The 22,105-nt window shown below is 71.6% G+C and carries 21 protein-coding genes and 1 pseudogene; 8 read left to right on the top strand and 14 right to left on the bottom strand.

Going from position 1 to position 22,105, the window contains the following annotated elements; genetic code table 11:
• Positions 1-68 precede the first annotated feature (68 nt).
• Together PUR53_RS46865 and PUR53_RS46860 are read left to right on the top strand one after the other, a co-directional pair.
• Positions 69-908 carry an EI24 domain-containing protein gene (locus PUR53_RS46865; RefSeq protein WP_329901580.1) on the top strand — a complete coding sequence of 280 codons (840 nt, stop codon included), beginning with the start codon at positions 69-71 and terminating at the stop codon, positions 906-908.
• On the top strand, positions 905-1,522 hold the full coding sequence (locus PUR53_RS46860; protein WP_329901579.1) for a LysE family transporter: 618 nt from the start codon (positions 905-907) through the stop codon (positions 1,520-1,522). The genes PUR53_RS46865 and PUR53_RS46860 overlap by 4 nt, the downstream gene beginning before the upstream one ends.
• Here the strand turns inward: PUR53_RS46860 and PUR53_RS46855 are convergent.
• Both PUR53_RS46855 and PUR53_RS46850 read right to left on the bottom strand, forming a co-directional pair.
• Positions 1,494-2,846: a pyroglutamyl peptidase gene (locus PUR53_RS46855; protein WP_329912518.1), complete on the bottom strand. Its 1,353-nt coding sequence runs from the start codon at positions 2,844-2,846 to the stop codon at positions 1,494-1,496. The two genes, PUR53_RS46860 and PUR53_RS46855, sit on opposite strands and share 29 nt — an antisense overlap.
• A 126-nt stretch (positions 2,847-2,972) precedes the next feature.
• The gene (locus PUR53_RS46850) at positions 2,973-3,950 is read right to left on the bottom strand and encodes a LysR family transcriptional regulator (RefSeq protein ID WP_443078313.1); all 978 of its coding nucleotides are present in this window, start codon (positions 3,948-3,950) and stop codon (positions 2,973-2,975) included.
• Between the two features lie 49 nt (positions 3,951-3,999).
• Between PUR53_RS46850 and PUR53_RS46845 the strand changes: the two genes are divergently transcribed.
• Positions 4,000-4,389: a RidA family protein gene (locus tag PUR53_RS46845; RefSeq protein ID WP_329901576.1), complete on the top strand. Its 390-nt coding sequence runs from the start codon at positions 4,000-4,002 to the stop codon at positions 4,387-4,389.
• Between the two features lie 10 nt (positions 4,390-4,399).
• Here PUR53_RS46845 and PUR53_RS46840 read toward each other — a convergent pair whose 3' ends face one another.
• Positions 4,400-4,996, bottom strand: a complete 597-nt coding sequence (locus PUR53_RS46840) for a TetR/AcrR family transcriptional regulator (protein ID WP_329912517.1) — start codon at positions 4,994-4,996, stop codon at positions 4,400-4,402.
• Between the two features lie 114 nt (positions 4,997-5,110).
• On the opposite strand from PUR53_RS46840, the pseudogene PUR53_RS46835 reads away from it, so the two are divergent.
• Positions 5,111-7,561, top strand: a pseudogene (locus tag PUR53_RS46835) (glycoside hydrolase family 3 protein); the annotation flags it as partial.
• A gap of 84 nt (positions 7,562-7,645) precedes the next feature.
• On the opposite strand, the gene PUR53_RS46830 reads toward PUR53_RS46835, so the two are convergent.
• Complete coding sequence (locus PUR53_RS46830; RefSeq protein ID WP_329901573.1) at positions 7,646-8,635, bottom strand: aldose epimerase family protein; 990 nt, start codon at positions 8,633-8,635, stop codon at positions 7,646-7,648.
• A 33-nt stretch (positions 8,636-8,668) separates the two neighbouring features.
• On the bottom strand, positions 8,669-9,568 hold the full coding sequence (locus PUR53_RS46825; RefSeq protein ID WP_329912516.1) for an SGNH/GDSL hydrolase family protein: 900 nt from the start codon (positions 9,566-9,568) through the stop codon (positions 8,669-8,671).
• Positions 9,569-9,845: 277 nt separating this feature from the next.
• On the opposite strand from PUR53_RS46825, the gene PUR53_RS46820 reads away from it, so the two are divergent.
• Positions 9,846-10,340, top strand: a complete 495-nt coding sequence (locus PUR53_RS46820) for a DUF3145 domain-containing protein (RefSeq protein WP_239753937.1) — start codon at positions 9,846-9,848, stop codon at positions 10,338-10,340.
• 152 nt (positions 10,341-10,492) lie between these two features.
• Here the strand turns inward: PUR53_RS46820 and fabF are convergent, their stop codons facing one another.
• From fabF to fasR, 5 genes are all read right to left on the bottom strand, one after another.
• Positions 10,493-11,764 carry a beta-ketoacyl-ACP synthase II gene (fabF, locus tag PUR53_RS46815; RefSeq protein ID WP_329901571.1) on the bottom strand — a complete coding sequence of 424 codons (1,272 nt, stop codon included), beginning with the start codon at positions 11,762-11,764 and terminating at the stop codon, positions 10,493-10,495.
• 99 nt (positions 11,765-11,863) lie between these two features.
• Positions 11,864-12,112 carry an acyl carrier protein gene (locus tag PUR53_RS46810; RefSeq protein ID WP_152787270.1) on the bottom strand — a complete coding sequence of 83 codons (249 nt, stop codon included), beginning with the start codon at positions 12,110-12,112 and terminating at the stop codon, positions 11,864-11,866.
• Between the two features lie 110 nt (positions 12,113-12,222).
• Positions 12,223-13,254, bottom strand: a complete 1,032-nt coding sequence (locus tag PUR53_RS46805; RefSeq protein WP_239753935.1) for a ketoacyl-ACP synthase III — start codon at positions 13,252-13,254, stop codon at positions 12,223-12,225.
• A gap of 13 nt (positions 13,255-13,267) precedes the next feature.
• Positions 13,268-14,182 (bottom strand): ACP S-malonyltransferase, encoded by a 915-nt coding sequence (locus tag PUR53_RS46800; protein ID WP_329901570.1) that lies wholly within the window; start codon positions 14,180-14,182, stop codon positions 13,268-13,270.
• A gap of 89 nt (positions 14,183-14,271) precedes the next feature.
• Complete coding sequence (gene fasR, locus PUR53_RS46795) at positions 14,272-15,474, bottom strand: fatty acid biosynthesis transcriptional regulator FasR (RefSeq protein WP_329901569.1); 1,203 nt, start codon at positions 15,472-15,474, stop codon at positions 14,272-14,274.
• Between the two features lie 62 nt (positions 15,475-15,536).
• Between fasR and PUR53_RS46790 the strand changes: the two genes are divergently transcribed.
• Complete coding sequence (locus PUR53_RS46790; RefSeq protein ID WP_329901711.1) at positions 15,537-16,196, top strand: pirin family protein; 660 nt, start codon at positions 15,537-15,539, stop codon at positions 16,194-16,196.
• Positions 16,197-16,206: 10 nt separating this feature from the next.
• Here the strand turns inward: PUR53_RS46790 and PUR53_RS46785 are convergent, their stop codons facing one another.
• The 3 genes from PUR53_RS46785 to PUR53_RS46775 all read right to left on the bottom strand — a co-directional run bounded on the left by PUR53_RS46785 (position 16,207) and on the right by PUR53_RS46775 (position 19,415).
• Entirely contained in the window at positions 16,207-18,009 is a 1,803-nt protein-coding gene (locus tag PUR53_RS46785; protein WP_329912515.1) for a protein kinase domain-containing protein, read from the bottom strand.
• An 88-nt stretch (positions 18,010-18,097) separates the two neighbouring features.
• Positions 18,098-18,919 (bottom strand): serine hydrolase domain-containing protein, encoded by an 822-nt coding sequence (locus PUR53_RS46780; RefSeq protein WP_329912514.1) that lies wholly within the window; start codon positions 18,917-18,919, stop codon positions 18,098-18,100.
• Between the two features lie 19 nt (positions 18,920-18,938).
• Positions 18,939-19,415 (bottom strand): GNAT family N-acetyltransferase, encoded by a 477-nt coding sequence (locus PUR53_RS46775; protein WP_329912513.1) that lies wholly within the window; start codon positions 19,413-19,415, stop codon positions 18,939-18,941.
• A gap of 96 nt (positions 19,416-19,511) precedes the next feature.
• On the opposite strand from PUR53_RS46775, the gene PUR53_RS46770 reads away from it, so the two are divergent.
• Both PUR53_RS46770 and PUR53_RS46765 read left to right on the top strand, forming a co-directional pair.
• Positions 19,512-20,006, top strand: a complete 495-nt coding sequence (locus tag PUR53_RS46770; RefSeq protein WP_329901565.1) for a MerR family transcriptional regulator — start codon at positions 19,512-19,514, stop codon at positions 20,004-20,006.
• Entirely contained in the window at positions 20,003-21,028 is a 1,026-nt protein-coding gene (locus tag PUR53_RS46765) for an aldo/keto reductase (RefSeq protein ID WP_329901564.1), read from the top strand. Before PUR53_RS46770 ends, PUR53_RS46765 begins: the two co-directional genes overlap by 4 nt.
• A 162-nt stretch (positions 21,029-21,190) precedes the next feature.
• Here PUR53_RS46765 and PUR53_RS46760 read toward each other — a convergent pair whose 3' ends face one another.
• Positions 21,191-22,048 carry a DUF4429 domain-containing protein gene (locus PUR53_RS46760; protein WP_329912512.1) on the bottom strand — a complete coding sequence of 286 codons (858 nt, stop codon included), beginning with the start codon at positions 22,046-22,048 and terminating at the stop codon, positions 21,191-21,193.
• Positions 22,049-22,105: the final 57 nt, after the last annotated feature.

Below are 22,105 nucleotides of genomic sequence, written 5' to 3'. Positions count from 1 at the left end.
GCAGTCGCCCGCGCACCCCACCCCCCGAGCTCTCCTGCGCAAACGCACCGAACGATAAAGTGCGCCCCATGCGCGATCTGAGGGTGGGTTTCCAGTACCTCGTCCAAGGCCAACGCTGGGTGGCCAGGCACGGGAAGCAGTACGGCTTCGGCCTGATCCCGGGCCTCATCACCCTGGTCCTCTACATAGCCGCCCTCGTGGCCCTCGCCGCCTGGGGCCCGGACTTCGTCACCTGGGCCACCCCCTTCGCCGACGACTGGGCCAGCCCTTGGCCGGGCCTCTTCCGCGGCCTCCTCACGGCCGTCCTGTTCGCCCTGGCCCTGGCCCTCGCGGTCATCACCTTCACCGCCGTGACCCTCCTCATCGGCCAGCCCTTCTACGAGAACCTCTCGGAGAAGGTCGACCGGGACGTCTCACCCGACGGCACCGCCCCGGAGTCCGACCTGCCGCTGTGGCAGGAGCTGTGGATCTCGGCCCGGGACAGCCTCCGCGTCCTCCTACGGGCGCTCGTCTGGGCCGTCCTGCTCTTCGCCCTCGGCTTCGTCCCGTTCATCGGCCAGACGGTCGTCCCCGTGATCGGCTTCTTCGTGACCGGCTTCTTCCTCACCGAGGAACTGACCTCCGTCGCCCTCCAGCGCCGCGGGGTCGAACTCCGCGACCGCCTCGCCCTCCTGCGCTCCCGCAAGACACTGATCTGGGGCTTCGGCACCCCGCTGGGCCTCGCCTTCCTGGTGCCGTTCGTCGCCGTCTTCCTGATGCCGGGCGCGGTCGCGGGCGCCACCCTCATGGCCCGCGACCTGCTGGGCGAGGAGACCACCGGCGAGGACGAGCGCAACCGCGTCCCCGGCGCCGGCCACCCCGCCCACCCGGCTCCGCCCGTGTTCCGCAAGCCCGGAGTCGGCGCGTGAACGAGATCCTCGCTGTCGCGGTGATCACCGTCCTCGCGGTCATCGCCCCCGGCGCGGACTTCGCCATGGTCATCCGCAACAGCTACCTCTACGGCCGCACGACGGGTCTGCTCTCCGCGACGGGGGTCGCGGCCGGCGTCCTCGTGCACGTCACGTACACGATGCTCGGCGTGGGCCTGCTGATCGCCTCCTCCACCTTCCTGTTCACGGTGATCAAGCTGGTCGGCGCGGCCTACCTCGTCTACATCGGCGTCCGCACCTTCCGCACCCGCGACGAGATCCAGGTGGACCTGGCGGAGTCCACGGCGACCGTGACCCCGCTCGCCGCGCTGCGCTCCGGCTTCCTGACCAACGTGCTCAACCCCAAGACGACCCTCTTCGTCGTCTCGACCTTCGCCCAGGTCGTCAGCCCCGGCACGCCGGTCGTCCAGCAGGCGGGCTACGGCCTGTTCATGGCCCTCGCCCACCTGCTGTGGTTCGGCGTCGTCGCCGTCTTCTTCTCGCATGACCGGATGCGTGCCGTGATGCTGCGCGGCCAGAAGGTCCTCAACAAGGCGATCGGCTCCGTCCTGGCCGGCCTCGGCATCAGCCTCGCGTTCGCCCCGTCGCACTAGCGGCGCCTGAGTCCGCCGCCGTGGAGGTGGCGGTGTCGGGGGCCGTGGCGTCCACGGCGACCGTCACGATCGTCCGCACCTGGGCGATGATGTCCAGCCGGTTGCGCACGAACTCGGGATCGGTCACCGCCCCCGTCGCCGGATCCGTGTTGCCGGTCCCGAACTGCAGGACGGGCGTGTGCACATGCCCGCCCGGCACCGTGGAGCCCAGCCCCAGCCGGTCGCGCAGGAGCGTCGCCCGGTAGGCGATCTCGTTGGAGAGGTAGTCGCCGCCGCCCCCGGCCCGCGCGGTCGAGCCCGGCGTCGGCCCGTCCGGGCGGACGACCGCCACCGTGCCGCCCGCCGGTATCTCGGTCACGCTCGTGTTGTCGTAGACGGGGAAGCGACCGGTGTTGGCGGCGACGATGTCCGCGTACGGCAGGGTCGTGGTCGTCCACTGGGGCTGGGTGGCGGGATCGCTCACCGGGATGGTCTCGGCGCGGCCGACGCTGTTGTTGTCGGCGAAGCCGCCGCGCCAGGCCCCGTTGGTCCGCTCGATGTCGAAACGCCCCACCCGGCCCTGGCTGACGGTCGCGAAGAGATCCACGCGGGGCAACCGGTCGCGCAGCGCGCGCTCGACCGTGCCGTCCGTGAAGTCCTGCCAGCGGACGGGGAAGACGGCGGTCTCGACGCGGGCCGGCCCGTCGGCGGTGCGGATCACCGTTCCGTCGAGAGCGAGTGCCGTCGCCCCGGACGGGTTGGAGATCCGTATGTCCCGGTCCAGCGTGAACGGATCGAACCCGGTGACGAGGACCCGCTTCACTCCCTTGTCACGCGGCGGAAAGCGCAGGGAGTCCTGCCCGCGCGACGCGGTCTCCAACTCGTCCAGCAGCCGCGCCCTCTGCTGCTCACTCAGCTCGAACGCGGGCTCCCAGCCCCGCACTTCCCGCGTCATCCCCAACCGCGCCCAGTACAGCGGCCGGTCGTCGTCCCGGCTCAGATCACCGCCCGCCGGCCCCCGCCCCTGCGCCCGGTCCACGGCCCGCGTCCACAACCGCCCGCCCTGCCGTACGACGATCCGCTCGGCCTGCGCGTACGACCGCGCCCCGTCCAGCGCCCGCGCGAACTCCGGCGCCACGGTGTCGAATCCGGACCGCCGCAGGATCTCCTGGGGTACGGCCCGATCGAGCCGCTGCTCCTCGACGGTGGGGGCCGCGGCCGAGGAGACCGACGCGGCTGCCGGGGGCGACGCGGAGGCGGAGGCGGGGGCGCAGAGACCGGCGAGCAGCGCCGCCAGCCCTATCGTCGCTCCGCGTGCCCGTCGGTAAGTCGGTAGGGAAGTCAAGGGAGTTCGGGTCCTTCCGTCTGGGTCGTGCCGTGGGGTGCCGCTCCGGACGGCGGCAGTATCGCGTGCCGGAAGGTGCGCGCGCCATGTCCGGCGGTGTAGGGGACGCACGTGGCGCCCCGCTGCTCACTCGTCCGCGCCTCGCGGCACCGGAATCCGTGCCGCCGCCTCCCGCAGAGCCCCGAGGAACGCGCGCGCGGCCGGGGAAGGCGTCACCCCGCGTGCCGTCGCCGCGTACACCACCCGCCCGGCCGCCTCCTCGTCCGCCACCGGCAGCAGCACGATGTCCGAGCGCACGGACGCGGCGGCGAGCGCCGGTACCAGCGTGACCCCGAGCCCGGCCGCCACATAGCCCAGCTTGGCGATCCACTCCACGACGACATGCGCGACCCTGGGCCGGAAACCGTGCCGCAGCGCCGCGTCGAGAAGGGTCCCCTCGGGGTGGGCGTCGCCGGATATCCAGTCGGCGTCGGCGAGTTGGGGAAGCCGCACGGAACCCCGCCCCGCGAGCGGATGGCCGACGGGGACGGCGACGTACAGCGGCTCGTCGAGGAGGTGATGCAGGTCGTACGCGTCGAGGGGCACGCGCCCCGTGGTCGACACGATCGCCAGGTCCAGCCCGCCAGACGCCAGCCGGTCGAGCAACGCGGGCGTGAACCCCTCGTCGCGGGTGAGCCGTACACCGGGATGCCGGGCCCGGAACGTGGCCATCGCGTGCGGGACGAGCGCCGCGTCCGCCGTGGCGAAGGCCCCGATCCGCAGCCGCCCGCCCGCCGCCTCCCGCAGCGCGGTCAACTCCCGTTCCGCCAGCCCCAGTCGCTCCACCACCGCCTCGGCGTGCGGGACGAGCGCGCGCCCCGCCTCCGTGAGCCGCACCCCGCGCGGCAGCCGGTCGAACAGCGCCGATCCGCCCAATGCCCCTTCCAGCGAGGCGACCTGCCGCGACACGGCCGACTGGGTCCAGCCGAGCGACCGCGCGGCGACGGTGAACGACCCGTGCCGCGCGACCTCGAGGAACACACGCAGCCAGAAGGCGGACAGATCGGGAACGCCGGCGGCGTGGGACGCACCCCCGACGTCATGCGCATCATGCATGGCGGCCATGCTAGACATTCGCTTGTCGCATCACGCGGCCGGACCTAGCGTCGAGGCCATGGAGATCACCCTCGACAACCCGCCCTCCGCGCCGCAACCGCTGAGTCCCTACTACTCCCAGGTCGCCCGCGTGCAACTGGCCGACGGCAGCGCCCTGTTGTACCTGTCGGGCCAGATCGGCGAGGGCGCCACCGTGGCCGACCAGAGCCGAGCCGTCTTCGAGACCATCGCCGCGCTCCTCGCGGCGCACGGCGCCACCCTCGCCGACATCATCAACATCCGCACCTACCTCACGGACATCACCAAGCTCCACGAGTACGGCGCCGTACGCACCCGGTACCTGCCGGGCACACCCCCGACCAGCATGACGATGGAGGTCCCGAAACTCTTCAGACCACAGGCACTGGTGGAGGTCGAGGTGGTGGCGGCGGTGCCCGCGCGAGCCTGACCCAGGGCCCCTAGTCGGCGTCCTCGCCCAGCAGGGCCAGGAAGTCCCGGAACGCACCCGACATGTCCACGGTGCCCGGGTCCAGCAGCCACTGGTACTGCAGGCCGTCCATCACGGCCACCAGCAGCGGGGCCGCGCGCTCCGGTGTGAGGCCGCTCGGGAGGCGGTCGCCGTACTCGGCGCGCAGCACCTCGGCCATGGAGCCCCGCACCCGCTCGTACCGCTCGGTGAAGAACTCGCGCGCGGGATGCCCGTCGGTGACGCTCTCGCCGAGCAGCGCGGAGAAGGTCTGCACGATCCCGGGCCGCATCGCGTTGTACTCGACCAGGGACCCCAGCAGATCGAGCCGCAGCGGGCTGTCGGGGACGGCGTCCCACCGGTCCCGCTCCCTGAGGACGGCGACGAGCAGCGCCTCCTTGGTGGGGAAGTAGTGCAGCAGCCCCTGCTGGGTGAGCCCGACGCGGTCGGCGACCGCGGCCATGCTCGCGCCCCGGTAACCGCGCTCGGCGATCACCTCCAGCGCCGCCAGCACGATCTCCGCGCGCCGCTCCTCGCCCCTGACGCTCCTGGTTCGACTGGTCCCGCTCATGCCGTCACCGTACGGCATCCGACCCCACCGGACCGCGCCAAATATAACGGCACCATAACGAAACCTACCGATCTACAGGTGATGCGTGCACGATGGCGAGGACGTAACCGGACTCGACGAGGAGGCACCGCGATGGCGGCAACCCCGGGCACCCACCCCACCCCGGCCGACGAGGCCCGTGCGGCGGCCGTGGAGAAGGCCCTCGCCAGGCTGGACATCGACGCCAAGGCGAGGCTCCTCGCCGGCCAGGACATGTGGACGCTGCCCGAGCTCCCCGAGATCGGTCTCGCCTCCCTCGTCATGTCCGACGGCCCCATCGGCGTACGGGGAGTGCGCTGGACCGCCGAGGACCCCTCCGTCGCGCTGCCCTCCCCGACCGCCCTCGCCGCCACCTGGGACCCCGAACTCGCCCACCGCGCCGGGGTGTTGCTGGCCCAGGAGGCCCGCCGCAAGGGCGTCCACGTCCTCCTCGCCCCCACGGTCAACCTGCACCGCTCACCACTGGGCGGCCGCCACTTCGAGGCGTACAGCGAGGACCCCTACCTCACCGGCGAGATCGGCTCGGGCTATGTGGCGGGCGTGCAGTCCGGCGGCGTCGGCACCACCGTCAAGCACTTCGTCGCCAACGACGCCGAGACCGACCGCTTCACCGTGAACAACCTGGTCTCCGAACGCGCCCTGCGCGAGCTGTACCTGGCCCCGTTCGAGGCGATCGTGGCGAACGCCCACCCCTGGGGCATCATGACCGCCTACAACACCGTCAACGGCACCACGATGAGCGAGCACCGCTACCTCGTGAACGAGGTCCTGCGCGGCGAGTGGGGCTTCGACGGCTTCAACGTCTCCGACTGGCTGGCCGCCCGCTCCACGACCGCCGCCCTGACCGGCGGCCTCGACGTCGCCATGCCCGGCCCGGTCACCGTCTACGGCGAGGCCCTGGCCGCCGCCGTCCGTGCCGGCGAGGTCACGGAGGCCGAACTCGACGAGGCGGTCCGCCGCGTGCTGCTCCTGGCCGCCCGCGTCGGCATCCTCGAAGGCGCCGACCCGGTCGTCACCGAACTCCCCGCCCCCGTCGACGGTGACGCCCTGGCCCGCGAGATCGCCCGCCGCTCCTTCGTCCTCGTCCGCAACGAGGCCCCGGACGGCCAGGCCGCCCTCCCCCTCCGGCCGGGCTCGACGGTCGCCCTCATCGGCGCCGCGGCCCGCGACGCCCGCGTCCTCGGCGGCGGCTCGGCCACCGTCTTCCCCGACCACATCGTCTCCCCGCTCGACGGCCTCACCGCCGCCCTCACCGAGGGCACGCTGACGTACGCCGTGGGCGCGGACCCCAACGAGGAACTGGGCGTCGCCGACAAGGGATTCACCCTCGAAGCCGTCTGCCGTGACACCTCCGGCACGGTCATCGGCACCCGCTCCTCGCCCAACGGCCACATCCAGTGGATGGGCTCGGACCTCCCCGACGGCGTCACCCACACCACCCTGCACACCGTCGAGGTGACCGGCACCTTCGTCCCCCGCGAGACCGGCACCCACACCTTCGGCATCAAGGGCCTCGGCACCTACACCCTCACCGTCGACGGCACCACCCACTTCGACGGTGTCCGGACCACCGACACGGACGACCCCTTCGTGTCGTTCTTCGGCGCCCCCGTCCCGCTGGCCCAGGTCGAACTGACCGAGGGCACCCCGATACGGGTCTCCCTCACCCACGTCGTGGAACTCGCCGCCGACGCCCCGATCACGATGCTCGCCTTCACCCTCTGCCACCAGGGCCCGCAGCGCGACCCCGACGACCTGATCGTCGAGGCCGTCGAGGCCGCCCGCGCCGCCGACACCGCCGTCGTCGTGGTCGCCACCACCGAGCGGGTCGAGTCCGAGGGCTTCGACCGCAAGGACCTGCGCCTTCCCGGCCGCCAGGACGACCTGGTCCGCGCGGTGGCCGCCGCCAACCCCGCCACGATCGTCGTCGTCAACGCGGGCTCCCCGGTGGAACTCCCGTGGCGCGACGACGTGGCCGCCGTCCTCCTCACCTGGTTCCCCGGCCAGGAGGGCGGCGCCGCCCTCGCCGACGTCCTCACCGGCACCCACGAGCCCGGCGGCCGCCTCCCCACCACCTGGGGCACCCTGTCCGAGGCCCCGGTCACCCAGGTCACCCCCACCTCCGGCGAACTCACCTACGACGAGGACGTGTTCATCGGCTACCGCGCCTGGGACAAGGAGAGCAGGACCCCCACGTACCCCTTCGGCCACGGCCTCGGCTACACCGACTGGACCTACGAGTCGCTCGACGTCACCGGCACGACGGCGACGGTACGGGTACGCAACTCGGGCACCCGCCAGGGCCACGAGACCATCCAGCTCTACCTGGCCCCCACGACCCCGGACCCCACCCGCCCGACCCGCTGGCTCGCGGGCTTCGCGACGGTGGAGGCGTCCCCGGGCGAAACGGCGGAGGCCGCCATCCAACTCCCCCGCCGAGCCTTCGAGATCTGGGACGAGACGACCAACGCGTGGGTGTACGTGAAGGGTTCGTACGCCCTGGAGGCAGGCCGTTCGATCGAGGACCGCCGAGTAAGGGCGACATTCGAGGCATCGGGAGCCGGCAGCGCCCCGTCAGGGGCGCGGGGAACTGCGCGACCAGCCCCCACCCACCCGCACCCGACACACCTACGAACGCACCCCGAACCCATAAACAGTCTCCGACCGATACACGCCGCCCGGCCGCACCTCCGTACTCGGAAACCGCGGCCGGTTCGGCGAATCGGGAAAGTGCTGCGTCTCCAACGCGACCCCGTCCCCGGGCCCGAACGGCCCCTCCAGATGATCCGCCGTATAAAGCTGCATCCCCGGCTCGGTCGTCGCCACGCTCAACACCCGCCCCGACCCCGCCTCCCACAACTCGGCGACCCCCACCGCACTCTCCGTAACCCCCTTGTCCAGCACGAAGTTGTGGTCGTACCCGCTCCCCACCTTCCGTGCCGTCCGGAAGTCGAACCGGGTCCCCTCGACCCCCGCCAACTCGCCGGTCGGAATGAGGTCCGCGTCCACCGGCGTCACCCGCGACGCGTCGATCCGCAGCTCATGCGCACCGGCGCTCCCGGAGCCGGCCCCCGCGAGGTTCCAGTACGAGTGGTTGGTCAGGTTCACCACGGTCGGCGCGTCCGTGACCGCCTCGTACGCGATCCGCAGCGCGCCCCCGTCCTCCTCCAGCGTGTACGTGGCGGAGACCTCCAGCCGCCCGGGGAAGCCCTCCTCCCCGTCCGGGCTCACCCGCGTCAGGCGCACACCGGCCCCGTCCGCGACGCCCTCCGCCTCCCACACCCGCTTGTCGAAACCGAGCGGACCGCCGTGCAAGGAGTTCGGCGGGTTGTTGCGCGCCAGCTCGTACACCTGTCCGTCGAGGGTGAAGCGTCCGCCGGCGATCCGATTGGCGTACCGGCCGATGAGCGCTCCGAAGAACGGCCCCTGATGGCGCAGATACCCGTCGAGGTCGGCGAACCCCAGCACCACGTCGGCCGTCCGCCCGTCCCGGTCGGGCACCTCCACGGACTGCACGATCCCGCCGTACGTCAGGACCCGCACCCGCGTGCCGCCCCGCTCCAGCGTCCATCGGTGCACCGGCGCGCCGTCGGAAAGTGTGCCGAAAAGTTCGCTCATGAGCGAAACCCTAGGTCACCACGGAACTCCGGGTCACGACTCCTTGGCGCTGACGATCCGGTACGCGATCTCCGCCAGCCGCGCCTGCCCGTTCACGCTCGGGTGGAACCAGTCCCACTGGCTGAGCTGTGCCTGCCCGAAGCGGTAGTCGAAGACGGCGTCCCCGTCGTACCGGCAGTGGCGGTCCTTCTCGCAGACCTCGCGCAGCACGTCGTTGTACGCCTCCACCCGGTCCTGGACGGCGTCGCGCCGCTCGCCGGCCGCCGTGGTGAGGGCGTCCGGGTCGGCCAGCATGGACGGGCAGATGCCCAGCTTCCACACCTGCTTGCCGACCGGGCTGGCGCGGCCCTCGGACCACAGCCGCTTCAGATCGGGCACGCTCGCCACGAACACCTGCGCCTTGGGCAGGGCGTCCCGCAGCGTCGCCATCGAGTCCTCGAAGTCCGCGCGGAAGTCGGCGACCGGCGTCATGGCGTCGACGGTCGCGCGGCACGCGTCGTTCGCGCCGACCATCACCGTGACCAACTCGGGCTTCCGGGTCGCCGCCCGGGCCATCTGCTGCGGCAGATCGGCCATCCGGGCCCCCGTGACCGCGTAGTTCCAGCTGTGCCGCAGCGCGCCGGAGCGGCCCAGCAGCCGTACGGCGAGACTGTCGACCGAGGCGTCGGTGCCGGTCGCCCAGGACACCTCGGGACAGTCGGAGAGGACCTTGCACGCGTCGAAGCCCCGGGTGATGGAGTCACCCACGGCGACCAGCGACTCGGGGGTGCTGTCCCAGACGGGCGTGGGCTTCGGCGACGCGGCGGCACGCGGACCCGTCCCCTCGGGGCCGGGGGAGTCCCCACCGGTGGCGTCGCACCCGGTCACGGCCAGCAGGAACGCCGCCGAGACCGCGCCCCACACCGCCCTCGAACGGTGGCGTCGCTTCCGCATCCCCTGGTCCCCTCGGTCGGTCCTACACGTGCAAGTTCCCACCCATGACAACGCGCGAGAGTTCCCGACACGGGAGACCTACGAGAACGCTGCGGCGAACGGTGCAACTGTTCCGTACCGCACACGCGTCCCCCTGGGTGAAACAGCGCCGCGTCCTGGCGTCGGCTCCGACGGTACGTCACACTCCTTGCCCCGCCGCACGGTAGCCTCGCCACGTGGCCGCCCTGCCACTGCCGATCCGTCGAACGACAAGATGCCCTGCTCTGTGGAGGCCCCGGTGACGACACGTGGAGTCCTGTACGTGCACTCCGCGCCGCGTGCGCTGTGCCCGCACGTCGAGTGGGCCGTCGCCGGTGTCCTCGGGACCCGCGTGAACCTCGACTGGATCCGGCAGCCGGCCGCCCCGGGCACCTGGCGCTCCGAGTTCTCCTGGCAGGGCCAGGCCGGCACCGCCTCCAAGCTCGCGTCCGCCCTGCGCGGCTGGCACCTCCTGCGCTTCGAGGTCACCGCCGAGCCCTGCGCCACCGCCGAGGGCGAGCGCTACAGCTGCACTCCCGAACTGGGCATCTTCCACGCCGTCACCGGCATCCACGGCGACATCCTCATCCCCGAGGACCGCCTCCGCGCGGCCCTGCTCCGCAGCCAACGAGGCGAGACCGACCTGGAGTCCGACCTCGCGAAGCTCCTGGGCAAGCCGTGGGACGACGAACTGGAGCCCTTCCGCTACGCGGGAGAGGGCGCCCCGGTCCGCTGGCTCCACCAGGTGGTCTGAAAAGGAGGGGGCGCCCCCGGTCTTTGAGGGGCGCGGGGAACTGCGCGAGAAGCCCCACCGCTCCGCACCCGGCTGACAACGCACAACACAACGGTGAGTGGCCCGCCCCCCAACCCGGGGTGCGGGCCACTCACCGTTCACGGCACCAGAGATCAAACCGTCCGGAACGCCAGCACCACGTTGTGCCCACCGAACCCGAACGAGTCGTTCAGCGCGGCGATACGCCCCTCGACCGGCAGTTTCCTGGCCTCCCCGCGAACGATGTCCGCGTTGGCCTCCGCCTCCGGGTCCAGGTCGTTCACATTGATCGTCGGCGGAGCCACCCGGTGGTACAGCGCGAGCACCGTCGCCACCGTCTCCACACCGCCGGCCCCACCGAGCAGATGCCCGGTCATCGACTTCGTCGCCGACACCGCGAAGTGGTCGGTGTCGTCACCGAACACCTTCCGCAGCGCCTTCAGCTCCGCGATGTCACCGGCCGGCGTCGACGTCCCGTGCGCGTTGACGTGCACGATCTCCGCCGGGTCCAGGTCGGTGCGGTCCAGCAGGTTCTGCAGGGCGTGGGCGATCCCACGCCCCTCCGGCTCCGGCTGCACGATGTCGTGGCCGTCGGCGGAGATGCCCTGGCCCACGGCCTCGGCGTAGACCCGGGCACCCCGCGCCGCCGCGTGCTCGGCCGACTCCAGGACGACGACACCGGCACCCTCGCCCAGGACGAAGCCGTCACGGCCGGTGTCGTACGGACGGGAGGCGCCCTGCGGGTCCTCGTTGTTCTTGGACATCGCCATCATGTTGCCGAACGCGGCGATCGGCAGCGGGTGGATGGCGGCCTCGGTACCACCGGCGATCACGACGTCGGCGCGGCCGGTGCGGATCATCTCGATGGCGTAGCCGATGGCCTCGGCGCCCGACGCGCAGGCGGAGACCGGGGTGTGCACACCGGCGCGCGCGCCGACGTACAGACCGACGTTGGCGGACGGGCCGTTGGGCATCAGCATCGGCACGGTGTGCGGGGAGACACGGCGTACGCCCTTCTCCTTCAGCACGTCGTACTGGTCGAGCAGGGTCGTCACTCCACCGATACCGGAGGCGATGACCGCGCCGACGCGGTCGGCGTCGACGATGCCTTCGTCGGCCGAGGTCTCCGTGTAACCGGCGTCGGTCCACGCCTCCTTGGCCGCGATCAGCGCGAACTGCGCCGAGCGGTCCAGCCGGCGGGCCTGCGGCCGGGGAATGACCTCGGTCGGCTCCACGGCGATCTGCGCGGCGATACGGACCGCCTGGTCGGCGGCCCACTCCTGCTCCAGGGGACCGACACCGGACTTGCCGGCGACCAGCCCCTCCCAGGTGGAAGTCGCGTCGCCACCCAGCGGTGTGGTTGCGCCGATACCGGTGACGACCACGGTGCGATTGGTCGAGCTCACGGGAATGTTCTCCAACGGTTACGAGGATTCAGCGGCGCCACCGCCGGGTGGCGGGGCAACGGACCGGTCCGAGGACCGGACCCGGACCCGATCCGGGGATCAGGCCTGGTGCTTGAGGATGTACTCGGTCGCGTCGCCGACCGTCTTGAGGTTCTTGACGTCGTCGTCCGGGATCTTGACGTCGAAGCGCTCTTCGGCGGCGACGACGACCTCGACCATGGACAGCGAGTCGACGTCCAGGTCGTCGGTGAAGGACTTGTCCAGCTGGACGTCCTCGACCGGGATGCCGGCGATCTCGTTCACGATGTCGGCGAGACCGGCGACGATCTCTTCCTGGGTGGCGGCCATGTCAGGCGCTCCTTCGTAGTTTCAGACTGTTTCGAGAGGGTGGGGCGCCCGCCGCGTCAGCGGCAGGTTGTGCGTTTCCCGCACCGGACCACAAGATCCGGAGCGGGTGCCTAGGGGAGGGTAACGACCGTCGCGGCGTACACGAGACCCGCCCCGAAGCCGATGACGAGCGCGGTGTCGCCGCTCTTCGCCTCGCCGGTCGCCAGGAGCCGCTCCATCGCGAGCGGGATCGAGGCGGCCGAGGTGTTGCCGGTGGTCCGCACGTCACGCGCGACCGTGACGTGCTCCGGCAGCTTGAGTGTCTTCACCATCGAGTCGATGATCCGCTCGTTGGCCTGGTGCGGAATGAAGACGTCCAGGTCGTCCGAGCTGATCCCGGCCGCGTCCAGCGCCTGCTGAGCGACCTTCGCCATCTCGAACACGGCCCAGCGGAACACCGCTTGGCCCTCCTGCGTGATAGCGGGGAACTTGACGTTGCCCTCGCTGTCCAGCGGAAGCGTGTCGACGTCCCCGATCCGGAACTCGTTCCACGGCACCGTCTGCTTGATCGTGCCGGCCTTGTCGCCCTCGGAGCCCCACACCGTCGGGCCGATGTGCGGCTCCTGGGAGGGACCGACGACGACCGCGCCGGCGCCGTCACCGAAGAGGAAGGCCGTGGCCCGGTCCTCCAGATCGGTGAGGTCGGACAGCCGCTCGACACCGATGACGAGGACGTACTCCGCCGAGCCCTCGACGACCATGCCCTTGGCGAGGGTCAGGCCGTACCCGAAGCCCGCGCAGCCGGCCGAGATGTCGAAGGCGGCGGCCTTGGCCGTGCCCAGCTTGTCGGCGATCTCGGTGGCGACGGCCGGGGTCTGGCTGAAGTGCGAGACGGTCGAGACGACGACCGCGCCGATCTGCTCGGCGGAGATCCCGGCGTCGGCGATCGCCTTGCCGGACGCCTCGATCGACATGGCGGCGACGGTCTCGTCGTCGTTCGCCCAGTGCCGGGTCTCGATGCCGGAGCGGGAGCGGATCCACTCGTCGGAGGAGTCGATCTTCTCCAGGATCACGTCGTTGGGCACCACCCGGACCGGGCGGTAGCCGCCCACGCCGAGGATGCGTGCGTACGGGGCGCCCTTGCTCGGCCTGATCTTCGACATAGCTCCCGGGCTCCTAGTTCTGGTGCTCGGCGATGAGCGCGCGAGCGGCGTCGAGGTCGTCGGGTGTCTTCAACGCCACTGTGGCCACGCCCGGCAGGGCGCGCTTGGCGAGACCGGTGAGGGTGCCGCCGGGGCAGACCTCGACGAGCGCGGTCACGCCCAGTTCCTTGAACGTCTCCATGCACAGGTCCCAGCGGACCGGGTTGGCGACCTGACCGACGAGACGGGAGAGCACCTCGGCGCCGGTGGCGACGGCCTGCCCGTCCTTGTTCGAGACGTACGTGACCTTGGGGTTCCCGGGCGACAGGTCCTCGGCGGCCTTGGCGAGGGCGTCGACGGCGGGAGCCATGTGGTGCGTGTGGAAGGCGCCGGCGACCTTCAGGGCCACGACACGCCGTACGCCCTCGGGCTTGTCCGCCTCCAGGGCGGCCAGCTGCTCCAGGGTGCCGGCGGCGACGATCTGGCCCGCGCCGTTCACGTTGGCCGGGGTCAGGCCCAGCTTCTCCAGGTGCGGGATCGTCACTTCGGGGTCGCCGCCGAGCAGCGCGGACATGCCGGTCCCGGTGATCGCGGCGGCCTCGGCCATGGCCAGGCCCCGCTTGCGGACGAGGGCCAGCGCGGCCGTGTCGTCGAGGACACCGGCGAACGCGGCGGCGGTGATCTCACCGACGCTGTGACCGGCGACCGCGCCGGGCACCACGTCGCCGAGGGCGGCGGCGGACAGCAGCCCGGCCGCCACGAGCAGCGGCTGGGCCACGGCGGTGTCGCGGATCGCGTCGGCGTCGGCCTCGGTGCCGTAGTGGGCGAGGTCCAGCCCGATGGCGTCCGACCACGCGCCGAGACGGTCGGCGGCGCCGGGGAGGTCGAGCCAAGGAGTCAGGAAGCCGGGCGTCTGGGCGCCCTGGCCGGGAGCGACGAGTACGAGCACTCTCACACTCTCTCTTGGGGACGGCTCAGGCCGCCCGTGGGGACAGGGACGAAGAACAGGAGGGGGTTTTGTAGCCCTCCGACAAAACCCTAGAGCTGGGGATCCCCATCCACCAGACGCCCCAGGATCAGCGCGATCCTCAAGGTGAAGGCCGAGCGTACATCGGAAGGCGACCAGCCGGTGACGTCAGTCACACGTCGAAGCCGGTAGCGCACGGTGTTGGGATGGACGAACAGCATCCGGGCCGCGCCCTCGAGGCTCGAGGCCTGTTCGAGATAGACGCTGAGCGTCTCCAGGAGAGCGGAGCCGGCCTCCTCCAGCGGTCTGTAGATCTCCTCCACCAGTTGCTCGCGCGCACTGGGATCACCAGCGATCGCGCGCTCCGGAAGCAGATCGTCCGCCAGAACGGGGCGCGGCGCGTCCTGCCACGCCGAACACGCCTTGAGTCCGGCGGCGGCGGCCTGCGCGGACCGGGTCGCGGCCAGCAGGTCGGGCACGATCGGCCCGGCCACCACCGGCCCCGCCGCGTACGGCCCGATCAGCGACTTCGCCACCTGCAGCGGGTCGTTGTTCCCGCCGGCGATCACCACGAGACGGTCGCCCAGCACCCCGGTGAGCACCTGCAGCTTGGCGTGCCGGGCCGCGCGCCGGATGGCCTCCACGGTCAGTTCGCTGTCGCCGTCCGGGGCGGTGCCGAGGACCACACAGACATGGTCGGGGGAGTTCCAGCCGAGGGCGGCGGCCCGGCTCACGGCGCCCTCGTCGGCCTCGCCGCTGAGCACCGCGTTCACGACCAGGGACTCCAGCCGGGCGTCCCAGGCACCCCGTGCCTCGGCGGCCTGCGCGTACACCTGCGCGGTGGCGAAGGCGATCTCCCGCGCGTAGACGAGCAGGGCCTCGCGGAGCACGCTCTCGTCGCCGGGGGCGGCGACCTCGTCGATGGCGGACTCCATGACCTCGATGGTCGTGCGCACCATCTCCACGGTCTGCCGGAGCGTGATCGCCCGGGTCAGTTCACGCGGCGCGGTCCCGAACACGTCCGTCGAGATGGCCTGCGGGGCGTCCGGGTGCCGGAACCACTCGGTGAAGGCGGCGATACCGGCCTGGGCGACCAGCCCGATCCACGACCGGTTCTCCGGCGGCATCGCCCGGTACCAGGGCAGCGTCTCGTCCATCCGCGCGATGGCCTGCGCGGCGAGGCTTCCGGACGACTTCTCCAGCCGCCGCAGCGTCGCGGAGTGCGGATGGACGTACGGCGCGGTTGCGGATTTGCGGGTTTCGGGTTCGGGCACGGGACAAGACTGCCTCATCAGGACACTCGCATGCGGCGCGGGTCGCTACCGTGGAGTACGTGATGGACCTGAGGCGCGCCGAGTCGCGCTACCCCGGTGGGGACCCGGAGGCGGGGATCGCCTCGCTGCACGCGTTCTCCTTCGGGGCGCACTACGACCCGGACAACCTGCGGTTCGGCGCGGTGATCGCCTGCAACGAGGAGCGGCTCGAACCCGGTGCCGGGTTCGACGAGCACCCGCACAGCCACACCGAGATCGTCACCTGGGTCGTCGAGGGCGAACTGACCCACCGGGACACCACGGGCCACGAGACGGTGGTCCGCCCCGGCGACGTCCAGCGGCTCAGCTCGGCCGGCGGCGTCCGGCACGTCGAGCGCAACGACGGCTCCGCGCCGCTGACCTTCGTGCAGATGTGGCTGGCCCCGCTGGACCCCGGCGGCGACCCGGCGTACGAGATCGTGCGCGGCATCGCCGACTCCACCCCGTACGCCGTGCCCGAGGCCGGCGCCATGCTGCACGTCCGGCGGCTGGGCACGGCGGGGGAGCGGACCGCGGTGCCGGACGCGGCGCGGGTGTATGCGCACGTCGTCCGGGGCGCGGTGCGGCTGGGGCCGCACGAACTGGAGCCCGGGGACGCGGTGCGGGTCGAGGACGAGAAGGGGCTGGAGCTGGTGGCCGTCGCCGGCCCGGTCGAGGTGCTGGTGTGGGAGTTGGCGGAGTGAGCTAGGTCTCCTAGGAGCTGGGCTCCTCGGCGTTGCGCCAGATCGTGAGGTCGACCGAGACGAAGTCGCTGGGGTCGCTCGCGGGCGCGGTGCCCTTGAACGTGACCAGGGAGATGTGACCCGACGACGTGTGCACGCACATCTGGGAGCCCCTGGAGAGCTGGCTCAGCGTGACCTTTTCGGCGTACCGGGTCTCCTCGCGGCACGTCTTCAGTGAGCCCTGCTGGGCGTTGTTCAGCAGGACGATCTTGTCGCCGCCGCTGCCCATCTTGTCCTCGTAGTAGTACAGGTCGCCGCTCCAGACGCTGCCGGCGGTGCCGTCCACCGGCTTGGGCGGCGAGTCCGCGAACTGCACGAGGTAGCCATCGGGGATGTCGACGCCTTTGTACGTCACCGGTTTCGGGTCGGGCAGCGGCTTGGCGTTCGCGGAGTTCGAACCGCTGCCGGGGGAGCCGTTCGCGCTGTCCTCCGAGTTCCCGATGTTCTTCAGGACCGAGGCGCAGCTGCCGAGCCAGAACAGACCGAACACCACCGCGACGCCGATCCCGATCCAACTGCCCGCACTCCTGCGCGGCTTGACGGGCAACGGACGCGGCTGGGGCTGGGGGTGCCAGACGTGCGGCGGCTGCGGGTAGGGCGTCGGGAGCCCGATCGGCACGGTGTGCGGCCCCGGCTGCGGGGGGTACGGCACGGTCGGTCGCGACGGGTAAGGCGTCGACGGCGGGCCCTGCGGGGGAGGGGCCGCCGGCCCTGCGTGCCCGGAGTACATCGTCGGCGCCGCGTGCACCGGCGGTGTGGCGTGGCCGGTGGCCTGGGCGTCCAACTGGGTCACCGGGGCGGTGGGCGGCATGGGTGCGGGCGCCGCGGTCGGTGCCTCTGCCACCTTGTTCCGCGCGGCCAGCAGCTCCGCCGATGCCGAGACCCGGCGCGTGATGTCGGCGCCGATGGCGTGCGGCAACCAGGAGCCCGACTGCACCAGCGGGCCGGGCGACGCGGCTTGGCACAGCGCGATGACTTCTTCGGGCGAGGGCCGGTCCTGGGGGTCTTTCGCCAGACAGCGCTCGATGAAGCGGAGCGCGTCCGGGAGACCAGAGAGGTCCGGCTTCTCGTGGACAACGCGGTACAGCACGGCGTGCGAGGGACCGTCGCCGTACGCGCTGCTGCCCCGCCCCGCGTACGCCGCCACCTGACCCAGTGAGAAGACGTCCGACGCGGGGGTTATCGGCTTCCCGGCCGCCTGCTCCGGTGACATGAACGCCGGGGTTCCGATGGAGACACCGGTGCCGGTCAGGGCCGTGGCGTCGGCGGCCCGCGCGATGCCGAAGTCGATGACGCGGGGCCCGTCGGAGGCGAGCAGCACATTGGAGGGCTTCAGGTCGCGGTGGACGATGCCCGCGGCGTGGATCACCTTCAGTGCCTCAGCCACCCCCGCGAGCAGCAGCAGGACAGAGGGGACCGGCAGCGCGCCGTGCTCGGCGACCGACGAGTGCAGCGACGGACCGGCTACATAGGCGGTGGCCAGCCACGGCTGGGCGCCCTCGGTGTCGTGATCGATGACCGGCGCGGTGTACAGGCCCTGCACTCGCTGGGCGGCCCGCACCTCCTGCCGGAACCTGCGGCGGAACTCGGGATCCTCGCTCAGCTCCGGCCGGATCGTCTTGAGTGCGATGGGATGCCCGCCGGGTGTGTACGACAGATACACGGTGCCCATGCCGCCCGAACCCAGCCGTGCCGCGAGCCGGTAACCCGCCACGTCCTTCGGATCGCTGTCGTCCAGCGGACGGAACTGCCCGCCCGGCCGTACCTCGCCCATCGTTTCCCCCGGCGCCCTGCGTTCGCTGTGGCGTGTGTGCAGGGGGAGGGTATAGGAAAAGGATCAACGGCCTCCCCGCAGGGCGTGGTTACCGTCCGACCTCCGCGAGCACCGCGTCCGTGAACGGAGTCCAGGCCTCGACCGCCCACGGCCCGAACGCCCGGTCCGTCAACGCGACGCACGCCAGCCCGGCGACGGGGTCGATCCACAGGAACGTCCCCGACTGGCCGAAGTGCCCGAAGGTCCCCGGGGACGAGGAAGTGCCCGTCCAGTGCGGCGACTTGGTGTCCCGGATCTCGAAGCCGAGTCCCCAGTCGTTGGGGTTCTGGTGCCCGTAGCCCGGCAGGACGCCCTTCGTGCCCGGGTACTGCACGGTCATCGCCGCCGCGACCGTGCGCGGGTCCAGCAGCCGGGGTGCCTGCACCTCGGCGGCGAACCGCATCAGGTCCTCGACGGTCGAGACACCGTCCTTCGCCGGGGAGCCGTCGAGCGAGGTGGACGTCATGCCCAGCGGTTCCAGCACCGCCTGCCGGGCGTACTCCGCGAACGGGATGTCCGCCGCCTTGGCCACATGGTCCCCGAGCACCTCGAACCCGGCGTTGGAGTACAGCCGCCGCTCCCCGGGCGGGGCCGTCACCCGGTGCTCGTCGAAGGCCAGCCCGGAGGTGTGCGCCAGCAGATGCCGCACGGTCGACCCCGTGGGCCCCGCCGCCTCGTCCAGCTCGATCGCCCCCTCCTCGTACGCGACCAGCACGGCGTACGCGGCGAGCGGCTTGGTGACCGAGGCCAGCGGGAAGCGGTGCCCGCGGGGGCCGTGGGTCCCGAGGACGGTGCCGTCCGCCCGGACGACAGCGGCGGCGGCGGTGGGAACCGGCCAGTTCTCGATCAGGGCGAGGCTCTGCAAAGACATGGGCACGAGCCTAAGCGGCTCAGAGGTTCAGCTGCATCAAGGGGTCGGGCCTGCGCCGGAAGCCCATCGACGCGTACAGCGGCTCGGCCTCGGCGGAGGCGGTCAGATGGACGTATCCGGCGCCGGCCTCGCGGAACCACTCGACCAGGGCCTCCATGCAGGCGCGGGCGTACCCGCGGCGCCGGCAGTCCGGGTCGGTGGCCACGCTGAAGACGTGTCCGACCGCGCCACGGGGGTTGCCGGGCTTCCCGATCCGGTAGTCGATCGTCCCCACCACCAGCGCCGCCAGCGCGTCCGGCCGCTCCGGATGGTCGACGACGAAGGCCGCGAACTCCCCCTCGGAGTCGTCGAGTCGGCGGCGCAGGACCGGCAGGGACTCGGTGTGCCAGTCGGTGGGGCCGCCGGCTCCCGGGGGCCCCATCGAGTCGATCATCACCTGACGCAGCCGGAGCACTTCCGCCGCGTCCTCGCCCGTGGCACGTCGTACGAGACTCATGCCCGCACGCTAGCCACCACGATCACGTCAAGTCCTCGTGTTTTCTCACCCGATTCGCTTGCTTCGAGCGCACTCCAAGGTTTTAGCGTGGGGGACATGACGGTGATGGAGACCACGAGTCCGCCGAGTGTCGAGAGTGCCACGGGTGCTGCCGGTACCGACAGTTGCGCCGGTCCGCCGCTGAAGCCGCGTCGACCGGACGGGCAGGACAGATACACGATCAGCGAGGTCGTGGACCTGACCGGTCTGACCGCGCACACCCTGCGCTGGTACGAGCGGATCGGGCTGATGCCGCACATCGACCGCTCCCACACCGGCCAGCGCCGCTACCGCAACCGCGACCTCGACTGGCTCGACCTCGTGGGCAAGCTCCGGCTGACCGGTATGCCGGTCGCCGACATGGTCCGCTACGCCGAGTTGGTGCGCGAGGGCGACCACACCTACACCGAGCGCTTCGACCTGCTCAAGTCGACCCGGGACGACGTCCTGTCCCGGATCGCCGAGCTCCAGGACACCCTGAACGTGCTCGACCGCAAGATCAACTTCTACGCTGACGCCGGGCGGGCCCTGGCGTCGGAGAGGGCTTCATGACGGACGGCAGCACGAACGGCGCGATCGCGACGGCACGACTGGGCGCCGACGGCCCCGAGGTCGGCGTACAGGGCCTCGGCTGCATGGGCATGAGCTTCGCGTACGGCCCCTCGGACGCGGCGGAGTCCAGGGCCACCCTGGAGCGCGCGCTGGAACTGGGCGTCACGCTGTACGACACGGCCCACGCGTACGGCGCCGGGGAGAACGAGAGGTTCCTCTCTCCCTTCTTCAAGGCACACCGCGACGAGGTCGTCGTCGCCACCAAGTTCGGCCTGGCGATCGACCCCGACGACCCGACGAAACGGATCATCCGCAACGACGCCGCCCACATCCGGGAGTCCGTCGAGGGAAGCCTGCGCCGTCTCGACGTCGACGTGATCGACCTCTACTACATGCACCGCCGCGACGTGAGCGTCCCCATCGAGGAGACCGTCGGCGTCATGGCCGACCTGGTCCGTGAGGGCAAGGTCAAGCAGCTGGGCCTGAGCGAGGTCACGGCCGCCGAGCTCCGCGCGGCCCACGCCGTGCACCCCGTCGCCGCCCTCCAGTCCGAGTGGTCGCTCTTCAGCCGGGACATCGAGGCGAACGTGGTCCCCACGGCCCGCGAGCTCGGCGTCGCCCTCGTCGCCTACTCCCCGCTGGGCCGGGGCTTCCTCACCGGTTCGTTCGCCAAGGCGGAGGACCTCACCGCCGACGACTTCCGCCGCCAGCAGCCCCGCTTCACCGGCGACAACGCCGAGGCCAACGCGGCCCTCCTGACCCCGATCCGCGAGGTCGCCGCCTCCCACGACGCCACCCTCGGCCAGATAGCCCTGGCCTGGGTCCACCAGCAGTCGGCGACGCACGACCTCCCGGTCATCCCGATCCCGGGCACCCGCAGGCCGGGGAGGGTGGAGGAGAACGTGGCGGCGACGGGCATCGTCCTGGGCGAGGAGGACATGACCCTCCTGGAACCGATAGCGGCAAAGGTAGCGGGAGACCGCTACGCGGACATGCGCTTCACGTCGGCGGGCAGGGAGTAGGACCGACTTACCGGGCGGGGAGGAGGGCGGACTTCTCGGGCGGGGGTACGGCAGCGGAGTCAGGGGCGCGGGGCTGTGTCGATTTGCGGCTCCGCCGCGTGGGCGCGACGAGCCCCGACGCACCGTCCCTGGTCCACGGCGCTCCCCACGAACGGCGCGTGGCTAAAGCTCAGCCAACAACTCCGCCTTCTTCACACTGAACTCCTCATCCGTCACCAGCCCTGCCTCATGCAACTCACCCAGATGCCGGATCCGGTCGGCGATGTCGGCCGGGTCCCGCCGGCCCCCGGCGTCGGCGGGCGCCGCGGCCGCCGCACCCCCCGCGGAGCGAACCGCCGCCAACACCGCCGCAGCGAACGGCAACGACTCGTGCACAGGCCCGTACCCCAGCCCGAACACCACCGCGGCCGGATCATGATCAGGCTGAGCCGGCCGCTCCCCGGACGCATCGCGCCGCAGCAACCGCAGATACCCCTCGAACACCTCCGGCGACCGCCACTCGACCCCGCCCAGCGCGCTCACCGGAAAGCTCTGGTCACCGGCCTTCCACTTCGCCGACGACGCCCCCGTCCAGGACCACCGGAACGACACCGAGCTCCCGTCGAACGACGCCTTCCCGTCGTACGCCTTGAACTGCAACGGCACCTCGGGAGCGTCCACCAGGAACCGCTCCGCCGGCCCGGTCCCGGTCAACCGCGCCCGCAGCCCGTCGGCGTAGTACTCCGCGAGCGTCTCCCGTTCGGCGGGCAGCACCAGCCGGTACGGGTCGGAACCCTCCTTGAGCTGGTCCGCCGCCGCCTCCATCAGTGGATCGGCGCCCGGTCGCGGTACGGCACGCAGTACGACGGTGCCCCGCTTCCCCGGTGTCAGCGTCACGTCCGCGATCGCTTCCAGGGGGATACGGCGCTCGCCGAGCGCGGCGAACAGCTTCGGCGTACGAATCCCCCGTTCGAAGCGGATGAGCACGGAGTCGGACTCGAACTCCCAGGCGGCATGAAATCCGGCCAGTACGTCACCCATGCGGCTCATCGTATGCGGGCGACGCGGGGAAGTCCCGACCGAGGCGAACCGCACTTT

The sequence above is a fragment of the Streptomyces sp. SP18BB07 genome, assembly GCF_036322545.1.
In the GTDB taxonomy this organism is placed as follows: domain Bacteria; phylum Actinomycetota; class Actinomycetes; order Streptomycetales; family Streptomycetaceae; genus Streptomyces; species Streptomyces deccanensis.
Note: the sequence above shows the minus strand (reverse complement) of the source record. Positions and strands in the feature narration are given on the sequence as shown.